This is a genomic window from Pseudomonas sp. A1230, from assembly GCF_044218825.1.
GTDB lineage: Bacteria > Pseudomonadota > Gammaproteobacteria > Pseudomonadales > Pseudomonadaceae > Aquipseudomonas > Aquipseudomonas iridis.
On sequence record NZ_CP162582.1, the window covers coordinates 1005016 to 1017120 of the forward strand.

Sequence of the window (12105 nt, forward strand, 5' to 3'; positions counted from 1 at the left end):
ATGACCCACGGTTGCACTGGGGTACTATTCGACGAAGGGTTGTTTTGAGTCATTTTGTTGCTTCAACTTTTTTCTCTGTCCTTGCATCTAAGCTCTTTTAACCCGAGCAGCAGGGATGGGACGGCACACCTTCGTGCCACGCGGGCGTTCTTTTAGAAAAGCGCCTGATTGAAAACCGGATCGGCAATGCGTTGTCGGTTCACATAGCCAAAGGCTCTGGAAATACCATGTCCGACCAATTCGAACTCTTCCTCACTTGCCCCAAAGGTCTTGAAGGCCTGCTTATCGAGGAAGCCGTCGGGCTTGGCCTTGAAGAAGCCCGCGAGCACACCTCCGCCGTGCGTGGCATGGCAACCATGGAAACCGCCTATCGTCTGTGCCTGTGGTCGCGCCTGGCCAACCGCGTGTTGCTGGTGCTCAAGCGTTTCCCGATGAAGGACGCTGAAGACCTGTACCACGGCGTGCTCGACGTCGAGTGGCAAGACCACATGCTCAGCGATGGCACCCTGGCCGTTGAATTCAGCGGCCACGGCTCGGGCATCGACAACACTCACTTCGGCGCCTTGAAGGTCAAGGACGCCATCGTCGACAAACTGCGTACCCCGCAGGGCGACCGTCCGTCGATCGACAAGCTCAACCCGGATCTGCGCATTCACCTGCGTCTGGATCGCGGCGAAGCGATTCTCTCCCTCGACCTATCCGGCCACAGCCTGCACCAGCGCGGCTACCGCTTGCAGCAAGGTGCAGCGCCGCTGAAGGAAAACCTCGCGGCAGCAATCCTGATCCGTTCCGGCTGGCCGCGCATTGCTGCCGATGGCGGCGCGCTGGCTGACCCGATGTGCGGTGTCGGTACGTTCCTCGTCGAAGCGGGGATGATCGCCGCCGATATGGCGCCGAACCTGCGTCGTGAGCAGTGGGGCTTCACCGCATGGCTGGGCCACGTGCCGGCGCTGTGGAAAAAGCTCCACGAAGAGGCGACCGAACGTGCGGCTGCCGGTCTGGCCAAGCCGCCGCTGTGGATTCGTGGTTACGAAGCTGACCCGCGCTTGATCCAACCGGGCCGCAACAACGTTGAACGTGCCGGCCTGAGTGAGTGGATCAAGATCTACCAGGGCGAAGTGGCGACGTTCGAGCCGCGTCCGGATCAGAACCAGAAAGGTCTGGTGATCTGCAACCCGCCGTACGGCGAGCGTCTGGGCGACGAAGCCAGCCTGCTGTATCTCTACCAGAACCTCGGCGAGCGTCTGCGTCAGGCCTGCCTGAACTGGGAAGCGGCGGTGTTCACCGGTGCGCCGGATCTGGGCAAGCGCATGGGCATCCGCAGCCACAAACAGTATTCGTTCTGGAACGGCGCACTGCCGTGCAAGCTGCTGCTGATCAAAGTCACTCCGGATCAATTCGTCACGGGCGAGCGTCGCACCCCGGAACAGCGTCAGGTCGAGCGTGAGCAAGCAGCTTACGACCAGACGCCGGACGAGCCACAAGAACGCAAGTTCAACAAGAACGGCAACCCGATCAAACCAACGCCAGCCCCGGCTCCGGTGGTCGAGCAGGCTCGCTTGAGCGAAGGCGGGCAGATGTTTGCCAACCGTCTGCAGAAAAACCTCAAGGCACTGGGCAAGTGGGTCAAGCGCGAAGGCATCGATTGCTACCGCGTGTACGATGCGGACATGCCGGAATACGCGATGGCCATCGACCTGTACCACGACTGGGTGCACGTTCAGGAATACGCCGCGCCGAAATCGATCGACCCGCAAAAGGCTTCGATCCGCATGTTCGATGCATTGGCAGCGATTCCGCAGGCGCTGAACATCGACAAGAGCCGCGTGGTGGTCAAACGCCGCGAGCGCCAGAGTGGCACCAAGCAGTACGAACGTCAGGCTGCGCAGGGCAAGTTCAATGAAGTGACCGAGGGCGGCGTCAAGTTGCTGGTCAACCTCACCGACTACCTCGACACCGGACTGTTCCTGGATCACCGGGCGATGCGCCTGCGCATTCAGAAAGAAGCCGCCGGCAAGCGCTTCCTCAATCTGTATTGCTACACCGCGACCGCCAGCGTGCACGCGGCCAAGGGCGGTGCGCGCAGCACCACCAGCGTCGACCTGTCGAAAACCTACCTCGACTGGGCGCGCCGCAACCTGTCGCTGAACGGCTTCTCGGACAAGAACCGTCTGGAGCAGGGCGACGTGATGGCGTGGCTGGAAAGTTGCCGCGAAGAGTACGACCTGATCTTCATCGATCCGCCGACCTTCTCCAACTCCAAGCGCATGGAAGGCATTTTCGACGTGCAGCGTGATCAGGTGCAGTTGATCGACCTGGCCATGGCGCGCCTGGCGCCGGGCGGCGTGTTGTATTTCTCCAACAACTTCCGCAAGTTCCAGTTGGAAGAGAACCTGGCCGAGCGTTACGCGATTGAGGAAATCAGCGCGCAGACCATTGATCCGGATTTCGCGCGTAACACCAAGATTCACCGCGCCTGGAAAATCACGGCTCGTTGACGCTGCAAGGGATTGGATCCACAGAGCCTTGATTTTAAAGGCTCTTGGATCTGATCAACGCTAGCCAAATTGATGGCTAATAGCTATAAACTCACTCATGGCCAATGGGGGTTCCCCCGCAATGCTGGCGTAGTGAGTTGCCCTTATGTCGTTGCACCCCGTGCGCCCGAAGATTTTGGGTTTCATCAGCGAAGACGTCTCGGCCTGGCTGGTCGCGATGCTGGTATTGCTCGCCGGCGGGATACTCACGGGGCTGCTCGCCTGGGCTACTTTCAGCCAGTTTGAACAACAACTGCGTCAGCGCTTTCAGTTGCTGGCCAATGAGCGTTACAGCCGCATCGAAGAGCGATTTCAGGACCAGGAGCAACGCCTCGACGGCCTGCGCCGCTTCTTCACCAATTCCCAATCGGTGTCTCGCGCCGAGTTCGATGGTTATACCCGACCCTTATTACTGCGCACCCAGGCCTATTCGTTTGCCCTCAGGGTCAGTGCTGCCGAGCGCGCCGAATTTGAGCAGCGCGTGCGTGCGGAAGGCCTGAGCATGTTTACGATTCGCGAACTTAATGAACAGCGCGAGTTGCAACTGGCGGGCGCCCGAGATGAATACGTGCCGGTTTTATTCAGTCAGACCCAAAGCCGTCTGGGCTCGCCGCTGGGCTACGATTTGCTCGCGCAACCGCTGCGCCGCGATGTCCTGCAGCGCGCCGATGAGCTGCGTAATCTGGTCGTTTCGCAACCGATGAATCTGATCAGTGTCGAGCCAGCCTATGCCCGCGGGGTCTTGCTGGTGGCGCCAGTCATTCGAGAGGGGCAGCAAAAGCCTTTCGGCTATGTGATGGCCGTGATCAGCATGCGCCAGTTGCTGGCGGATGGTTTGCCGGACGCGTTCCATGACTACCTTTCGGTGCGCATTCTCGACCTGTCGATCCCTGAGCAGCACGAGGTGCTCTACGAATCGGCTAACGATCCGGCACCCAGTGCTCTGGCCACCACCCGGCTGGTACGCATGGCCGATCATGACTATCAGGTGGATATCCTGCCGAGCGACGCTTTCGTGCAGGCCAACGACTCCTCAGTGGGGAGCGTGCTGATTCTCGGTGGATTACTCAGTCTGCTGCTGAGTGCGTTGTTATATGTGCTGGTCAGCCAGCGCCAGCGAGCCTTGTATCTGGTCGAGCAGCGCACGCAAGAGTTGCACGAGAGCGAACAGGAACTGCGCGGCACTCACGGCCAGTTACGCGGCGTGCTGAATGCCGCAACGCAGGTGGCAATCATCGCCACCGATCTGCGCGGGGTGATCAGCACCTTCAACCCCGGCGCCGAACAGATGCTTGGCTACCGCAGCGATGAGGTGGTCGGCCGCATGACCCTGGAGAACCTGCATTTTCCGCGCGAACTGATGGCCCGCGCGGCGGAATTGAGTGCGCGTTACGGCAAGACGATCCCGACCTGTCAGGCGATGCTGGTCGAGGGCGGCGAAGTCGGCGGGCACGAGGCGCGCGAGTGGACCCTGATCTGCCAGGACGGCAGTCACCTGCCGGTGAACATGCTCGCCACCCCTGTGCTTGATGAGCAGGGCCTGTGGGTCGGGCATCTGGCGATCTGCATCGACATCACTGAGCGCAAGCGTGTGCACGAGGCGCTGGCGGCGCGTGATGTGCTGCTGAAAAAGCTCAGCGCTCACGTGCCCGGCGGCATTTACCAGTTCAAGATGGAATTCGACGGTCGCTTCAGTGTGATTTACGCCAGCGACGGCATCCGCGAGATCTACGAACTCGAACCGGATGTGCTGCTGCTCGATGCCGAGGCCATTTTCTCCCGTATCTATCCGCAAGACGTGAGCCGCGTGCGCACCTCGATTCGGGCATCAGCGCAAAACCTCAGCCCTTGGCGCGAGGAATATCGCGTGCAGTTGCCCGTACGCGGTCTGCGCTGGGTGCGCGGCGAGGCGACGCCGGAGGAGCTGCCCGGCGGTGGCGTGCTTTGGCATGGCTATATCTCGGACATTTCAGATTTGAAGCGCGTGGAGGAGGAACTTCGGGCGCTGTCGATCACTGATTCGTTGACCGGTATCCACAACCGTCGCTATTTCCAGGAGCGCCTGACCACCGAAATGGCCCGGGTCGAGCGCGGTGGCGGTGAACTGTCGGTGATCATGCTCGACATCGACCATTTCAAACGGATCAACGACCAGCACGGTCATGCCGTGGGCGACCGGGTGCTGCAAGCCGTGTGCGAGCGCATCGGCCATCGCTTGCGTCGCACGGATGTGTTCTGTCGCTTGGGTGGCGAGGAATTCATGGTGCTCTGCCCGGACATCGACGGCGAACACGCGTACATGCTCGCTGTGGAGTTGTGGCAGGGGTTGCGCAGTGCACCGGTTGATGTGGTCGGCGTGGTGACCGCAAGTTTCGGTATCGCCAGTTGGCGACCGGGGGAGGGCGCTGATTCGCTGTTGCTGCGCGCGGACTACGGGGTGTACGCGGCGAAGCAGGGCGGGCGGGATCGGGTTGAGCGGCAGATGAATTGACATTGAACACAGCACAAACCCTGTGGGAGCCGGGCTTGCCCGCGATGGCGTCAGTTCACTCAGAATCTTTGGTGACTGACCTTACGCTATCGCTGGCAAGCCAGCTCCCACAGGGTTTTAGGGTGTTGGTGGGACTGGATTACAGGACGGAAGCCGTCTGCGGCAGCTTCGGCTGGCGATACAGATCCAGCAGCACCTGATCCAGCACCGACGATGCACCAAACGGCGCTTTGTCGTTGAGGATCGCCACCACCGCCCAAGTGTTGCCGTTGACGTCGCGGCTGAAACCGGCAATCGCTCGCACGGTGTTCAGGGTGCCGGTCTTGACGTGGGCTTCGCCGCGCATAGCGGTGGTCTTCAGGCGTTTGCGCATGGTGCCGTCGGTGCCGGCAATCGGCAACGAGCTGATGTACTCGGCGGCATACGGGCTGTGCCAGGCGGCTTGCAGCATGTTCGCCATCTCACGGGCGCTGACCCGTTCGGCACGGGACAGGCCGGAACCGTTCTCCATCACCAGGTGCGGTGCGGTAATGCCTTTTTTCGCCAGCCACTGACGGACTACGCGCTGCGCTGCCCTGGCGTCGTCACCGTCGGCGTCGTTGCGAAATTTCTGGCCCAGGCTCAGGAACAGCTGCTGAGCCATGGTGTTGTTACTGTATTTGTTGATGTCGCGAATGATTTCCGCCAGATCCGGCGAGAATGCGCGAGCCAGCAATTTGGCGTTGCTCGGGGTCGGCGCGAGACGATCCCTGCCCTGAATGCTGCCACCCAACTCCTTCCAGATCGCACGAACGGCGCCCGCGGTGTAGGTCGCGTGGTCGAGCAGCGACAGGTAGGTCTGCGAGCTGCAACCTTCACCCAACTGGCCGCCCACCGTCACGGTCACGCTGCCATCGGGCTGTGGCACCGGGTTGTAGCGCACACCGCCGGTGCATTGCTTGGAGGGGAGCGCTTTAACGGTGTTTTCGATGCGAATGCTGGCGATCGGCGGTTCCACCGAGATCAGCACCCGGCCACCGTCATTGCGGGCGACGAAGCGCAGGGCCTTGAGGTTGACCAGCAGCGAGTCGGGTTTGACCAGAAACGGCTTGTTTTCGTCATTGCCGTCATCGTTGAATTCCGGCAGCTGTGGCTGCACGAAGAAATTGCGGTCCAGCACCAGATCACCGGTGATCTGCGTGACGCCGTTGGCGCGCAGATCGCGCATCAACAGCCAGAGTTTTTCCATGTTCAGCTTCGGATCGCCGCCACCCTTGAGGTAGAGGTTACCGTTGAGGATACCGCCGCTCAGAGTGCCATCGGTGTAGAACTCGGTTTTCCACTGGTGGTTGGGGCCGAGCATTTCCAGCGCCGCGTAGGTGGTAACCAGTTTCATGGTCGAGGCCGGGTTGACCGACACATCGGCGTTGAACACGGTGGCTGTGCCTGGGCCATCGAGCGGCACCATTACCAGCGACAGGGCGTTAGGCTGCAGTTTGCTCGCCTTGAGGGCTTTTTCGACATTGGGGGTCAGGGCAGTATTGATTGGGGCAGCAGAGGCAGGCAGGGCCAGAGGAAGAAATAGGCCGGCGAAAAAAAGTGGACGCAACGATTTGATCATGTGAAATAAAACCCTGCAAAAGAGGGGGAGAAAAACGAGGACATGGATGAAAAAGCCCTCAGTGGTCACGAAAGTGTCGGCATTATGCCCCAAGGTGTAACCGCTTGTGCCGTCCCCGGGGTGGCTAATCAGTGATTTTTTTACAGGCGGTCGGCCGCAGTGTCCAGAGAGTCGGGCAAATGACGTCTTAAACTGGTAAAGTGCCGGCCGTTATTACTTAAGAGGATTGTTCCAATGGCGACTAACCGTTCCCAGCGTCTGCGCAAAAAACTGTGCGTTGATGAATTTCAAGAGCTGGGTTTCGAACTGAACCTGGACTTCAAAGAAGACTTGTCCGAAGAAGCCATTGACGCTTTCCTCGAAGCCTTCATCAAAGAAGCCATGGAAGCCAATGGTCTGGGTTATGTTGGCGGCGACGACTTCGGTCTGGTATGCCTGCAGAAGCGTGGCTCGGTCAACGAAGAGCAGCGTGCTGCTGTTGAAGCCTGGCTGAAAACCCGTAGCGAACTGACCGGTGCAACCGTCAGCCCGCTGCTGGACGTTTGGTATCCGGAAAAGCCGATCAACGCGGCTAAGTGATACTGAAAAAAACGGCGACCTGAGGGTCGCCGTTTTTTTTCGTGGATCAAAAGATCGTAGCCTTCGGCAGCTCACAGGATCTACGCGTATTCCCTGTAGGAGCTGCCGAAGGCTGCGATCTTTTGATCTTACGCTTTACGCCAATTCAAAATCACCAGCGTCACAACCCCCGCAACAATCCCCCAAAACGCCGATCCGATGGAGAACAGCGTCAACCCCGACGCCGTCACCATAAACGTGATCAGCGCCGCTTCGCGTTCCTTCACTTCGGTCATTGCGATGCTCAAGCCGTTGATGATCGAGCCAAACAGCGCAAGCGCAGCAATTGACAGCACCAGTTCCTTCGGCAGCGCGGCAAATAGCGCCGCCAACGTTGCGCCGAACACCCCGGCGATCCCGTAGAAAATCCCGCACCACACTGCTGCGGTGTAGCGTTTGTTGCGATCTTCGTGGGCATGCGGCCCGGTGCAGATTGCCGCGCTGATGGCGGCGAGGTTGATGCCGTGTGAACCGAACGGCGCCAGTAACAACGAAGCGATGCCGGTAGTGGTGATCAGCGGCGAGGCCGGGACGGTGTAGCCGTCGGCGCGCAGCACGGCGATGCCGGGCATGTTCTGCGAAGTCATGGCTACGACGAACAGCGGAATGCCGATGCTGATGGTTGCCGCCAGCGAAAAGTGCGGCGTGGTCCACACCGGCGTGGCCACTTCCAGATGAAAACCGCTGAAGTCCAGCAGCCCCATGAAGCCCGACAGCGCGGTGCCGATCAGCAGTGCGGCGAGCACGGCATAGCGGGGCGACAGGCGTTTGACCAATAAATAGGTGAAGAACATGCCCAATACCAGACCGGTGCGGTGTTGCGCGGCGACGAAAATTTCGCTGCCGATCTTGAACAAAATCCCCGCCAGCAAGGCTGCCGCCAGCGATGCCGGGATCTTCTTCATCAGCCGTTCAAAACTACCGGTCAGCCCGCAGATCGTCACCAGCACCGCGCAGGTGATGTAGGCGCCGATGGCTTCGCCGTAACTCACGCCGCCAAGACTGGTGATCAACAACGCCGCGCCGGGTGTCGACCAGGCAATGGTGATGGGCGTGCGATAGCGCAGCGACAGGCCGATCGAGCACACCGCCATGCCAATCGAAATTGCCCAGATCCACGAAGAAATCTGCCCGCTGGTCAGGCCCGCCGCTTGCCCGGCCTGGAACATAAGGACCAGGGAGCTGGTGTAACCGGTCATCATCGCAATAAAACCGGCGACGATGGCCGAGGGCGATGTGTCGGCCAGAGGGCGCAGTTGAGTGTGCGTGGCGTCGTTCATGACGGCGGTGTTCCTTATACCAATGACATTATTTCCCTGTAGGAGCTGCCGAAGGCTGCGATCTTTTGATCTTGCTTCTACAAAACAACATCAAAAGATCGCAGCCTTCGGCAGCTCCTACATGAGCGGATCGCGTTTGGGCGGCGGATTCTGCGATCAAGCCTAAACTCAATCGTAACGAACCGTTGCAATACAGCCGTGGTCACAAACAGCCATACAGTCGTGTTGCCACCATCCATTGTGTACAATCGCGCTGTTTTTTACGCGATACTTGCCAGCGACCTACTGTGCCGTATTACAGTCACGGTCTATTCGCCGCAGTTCTCCCGACTCGAGTGCCCATGAACGAACAGTTGCAACCCCTCAAGAAACAACCGCGAGCAGGCAAAGCCGGCCGCAGCGGAACCCAGGACGATATTGTCTACGCGCACATCTTCGAGGCCATCCTCGAACAGCGTCTGGCGCCCGGCACCAAGTTGAGCGAAGAAGCGCTGGGGGAAATCTTTGGGGTCAGTCGCACCATCATTCGCCGCGCGCTGTCGCGTCTGGCCCATGAAGGTGTGGTGCTGTTGCGGCCGAACCGTGGCGCCGTCGTTGCCAGCCCGAGCGTGGAAGAAGCGCGTCAGGTGTTCATGGCCCGCCGTCTGGTCGAACGCGCGATCACTGAACTGGCCGTGTTGCACGCGACCGCCGAACAGATCGCCGAATTGCGCCAAATGGTCAACGACGAGCGCGACAGCTTCTCGCGCGGTGATCGCGGCGCCGGTATTCGTCTGTCGGGCGAGTTCCATCTGAAACTGGCGGAAGCGGCGAAAAATGCACCGCTGGTCAGCTTCCAGCGCAGCCTGGTCTCGCAGACCTCGCTGATCATTGCCCAATATGAAAGCGGCAACCGCTCGCACTGTTCCTACGACGAGCACACCCAACTGATCGACGCCATTGAAGCGCGTAACGGTGAGTTGGCGGTGGATCTGATGATGCATCACATGGATCACATCGACAGCAAGCTCAACCTCGATGAGGAAGGCGCGTCGGATGATCTGCATGCGGTGTTCTCGCATTTGTTGCAGACCAAGAAGCCGGGGCGTCCTGCGGCCAAGCTTTGAGCTGATACCGAGTCGACCCTAATCGCTGGCAAGCCAGCTCCCACAGGATTTTGTGGGGTTAGCAAATCTGCGATTCACCGAGAAACCTGTGGGAGCTGGCTTGCCAGCGATGCAATCTGACAGGCAACAAAAAATCCCCCGGGGCTGAACACCACCGGGGGATTTTTTTTGCCTTGGGAAAACTCAGCGCTGATGCACCAGCGAACCCGCCGCATACGTCTGCTGCACCGTCCGGTCATCGCCCAGCGTCATCAACACAAACAGCGTCTCGGCAATGTTATTCGCCTGTTTCAAGCGATAGCTCAGCAACGGCGTGGCGTTGTAATCCAGCACCAGGAAGTCAGCGTCGCTGCCCGGTTGCAGGTTGCCGATCTTGTCTTCCAGACGCAGCGCCCGCGCGCCACCCAGGGTCGCCAGATACAACGACTTGAACGGGCTCAAGCGCGCGCCCTGCAACTGCATCACTTTGTAGGCTTCGTTCAGTGTTTGCAGCAACGAGAAACTGGTGCCGCCACCCACGTCAGTGCCCAGCCCCACGTTCAACTTGTGCTTCTCGGCCATTGGCAGATTAAACAAACCGCTGCCCAGGAAGAGGTTCGACGTCGGGCAGAACGAAACGGCGGAGCCAGTTTGCGCCAGTCGCGCACATTCGTCGTCGCACAGGTGCACGCCGTGGGCGAATACCGAGCGCTCGCCGAGCAGCTGGTAGTGATCGTAAACGTCCAGGTAGCCCTTGCGCTCCGGGAACAGCTCCTTGACCCACTCGATTTCCTTGAGGTTCTCGCTGATGTGGGTCTGCATGTACAGATCCGGATATTCAGTCAGCAATTGCCCGGCGAGGGTCAATTGCTCCGGGGTGCTGGTCGGCGCGAAACGCGGGGTGACCGCATAGTGCAGGCGACCTTTGCCGTGCCAGCGCTCGATCAGCGCCTTGCTCTCGACGTAGCTGGATTCGGCGGTGTCGGTGAGGTAGTCCGGCGCGTTGCGGTCCATCATCACTTTACCGGCGATCATCCGCAGATCCAGTTTCTCGGCCGCTTCAAAGAACGAGTTCACCGACTGCGGGTGAACGCTGCCGAACACCAGCGCCGTGGTGGTGCCGTTGCGCAGCAGTTCCTTGACGAAAATGTCAGCGACTTCATCGGCGTGCGCCTTGTCGCCGAACTGGCTTTCGCACGGGAAGGTGTAAGTGTTGAGCCAGTCGAGCAGTTGCTCGCCATAGGCGCCGACCATGCCGGTTTGTGGCAGGTGAATGTGGGTGTCGATAAAGCCCGGGGTGATCAAGGCATCCTGATAGTGGTTGATTTCGATGTCTGCCGGCAGCGTCGGCAGCAAGTCGCTGGCGTGGCCGACGGCGCTGATCTTGCCGCCATCGACCACCAGCAGGCCGTCCTCGAAATATTCGTAGGAGGCTTCGATACCGACTTCGGCAGGGTCGGCAATGCTGTGCAGGATGGCGGCGCGGTAGGCTTTGCGAGTCAGAGGCATGAGGTTTCTCTAATCAATTTGAGGCTTTGAGTTTGGCGGCCTGACTGCGGCGTGAAAGCGGCAGCAGTTTGGTAATCGGTTCGGCGCTGGCAGTGTGCTGGCCGAAATTGGCGTTATAAGTGGCGATGATTTCGCCGGCGATGGAGATGGCGATTTCCACAGGCAACTTGCCTTTGACTTCGCCGATACCCATCGGGCAGCGCATGCGTTGCACGACGCTGGCGTCGAAGCCGCGGTCACGCAGACGGTGTTCGAACTTGGCGCGTTTGGTCTTCGAGCCGATCAGGCCGAACCAGGTGAAATCGTTGCGCTTGAGGATCGCGGCGGTGAGTTCCAGATCCAGCTGATGATTGTGGGTCATGACGATGCAATAGCTGCCGGCGGGCAGGTCATCGATTTCATCCACAGGCTCTTCGGCGACGATTTTACGGACGCCGTGGGGAATCTGTGCGGGGAATTCTTCTTCCCGGGAATCGATCCAGCGCACCCGGCAGGGCAGGCTGGCGAGCAGCGGCACCAGGGCGCGACCGACGTGGCCGGCGCCGAACACGGCGATCTGCGCTTGCACCTGGCCCATCGGTTCGAACAGCAACACCGTGGCGCCGCCGCAGCACTGGCCCAGACTGGCACCGAGGCTGAAGCGCTCCAGATGAGTGTCCTGCTTGCCGCTGGCGAGCATCTCGCGAGCGATCTGCATGGCTTTGTATTCCAGGTGCCCGCCACCGATGGTGTCGAAGATCTGGCGAGCACTGACGACCATTTTCGAGCCGGCATTGCGTGGCGTCGAGCCGAGCTCTTCGATGATCGTCACCAGCACACAGGGCTCGCCCTGGTTCTGCAGGTCGGCGAGGGCGTCGATCCAGTTGTACATATTCACCTCGACATCTTTGTTGTCTGTTCGGGCCTCTTCGCGAGCAGGCTCGCTCCCACATTGGAATTGCACAGTCCAACGGTCAGCACAAAACCCTGTGGGAGCTGGCTTGCC

At 59.9% G+C, this 12105-nt stretch carries 8 protein-coding genes; 4 read left to right on the top strand and 4 right to left on the bottom strand.

From position 1 onward, the window contains the following. The first annotated feature begins 227 nt into the window (after positions 1-227). Together rlmKL and AB4P97_RS04735 are read left to right on the top strand one after the other, a co-directional pair. The gene (gene rlmKL / locus AB4P97_RS04730; RefSeq protein ID WP_042558510.1) at positions 228-2498 is read left to right on the top strand and encodes a bifunctional 23S rRNA (guanine(2069)-N(7))-methyltransferase RlmK/23S rRNA (guanine(2445)-N(2))-methyltransferase RlmL; all 2271 of its coding nucleotides are present in this window, start codon (positions 228-230) and stop codon (positions 2496-2498) included. Between the two features lie 145 nt (positions 2499-2643). After that, a complete protein-coding gene (locus tag AB4P97_RS04735) occupies positions 2644-5028 on the top strand; it encodes a diguanylate cyclase (protein WP_395602115.1) in 2385 nt (794 codons plus the stop codon). 139 nt (positions 5029-5167) lie between these two features. Here AB4P97_RS04735 and dacB read toward each other — a convergent pair whose 3' ends face one another. Next, entirely contained in the window at positions 5168-6628 is a 1461-nt protein-coding gene (gene dacB, locus AB4P97_RS04740; RefSeq protein WP_042558512.1) for a D-alanyl-D-alanine carboxypeptidase/D-alanyl-D-alanine-endopeptidase, read from the bottom strand. Between the two features lie 234 nt (positions 6629-6862). Between dacB and AB4P97_RS04745 the strand changes: the two genes are divergently transcribed. Beyond that, positions 6863-7207, top strand: coding sequence for a YggL family protein (locus tag AB4P97_RS04745; protein WP_042558513.1), 345 nt, complete (start codon positions 6863-6865; stop codon positions 7205-7207). Between the two features lie 128 nt (positions 7208-7335). On the opposite strand, the gene AB4P97_RS04750 is transcribed toward AB4P97_RS04745, so the two are convergent. After that, positions 7336-8526 (bottom strand): benzoate/H(+) symporter BenE family transporter, encoded by a 1191-nt coding sequence (locus AB4P97_RS04750; RefSeq protein WP_042558514.1) that lies wholly within the window; start codon positions 8524-8526, stop codon positions 7336-7338. Between the two features lie 341 nt (positions 8527-8867). Here AB4P97_RS04750 and AB4P97_RS04755 point away from each other — a divergent pair, with 341 nt between their 5' ends. Then, positions 8868-9632, top strand: a complete 765-nt coding sequence (locus tag AB4P97_RS04755) for a GntR family transcriptional regulator (protein WP_042558515.1) — start codon at positions 8868-8870, stop codon at positions 9630-9632. Positions 9633-9815: 183 nt separating this feature from the next. On the opposite strand, the gene guaD is transcribed toward AB4P97_RS04755, so the two are convergent. Next, the gene (gene guaD / locus AB4P97_RS04760; RefSeq protein WP_395602116.1) at positions 9816-11120 is read right to left on the bottom strand and encodes a guanine deaminase; all 1305 of its coding nucleotides are present in this window, start codon (positions 11118-11120) and stop codon (positions 9816-9818) included. A 13-nt stretch (positions 11121-11133) separates the two neighbouring features. Next, positions 11134-11991, bottom strand: coding sequence for a xanthine dehydrogenase accessory protein XdhC (gene xdhC, locus AB4P97_RS04765; protein WP_395602117.1), 858 nt, complete (start codon positions 11989-11991; stop codon positions 11134-11136). Positions 11992-12105: the final 114 nt, after the last annotated feature.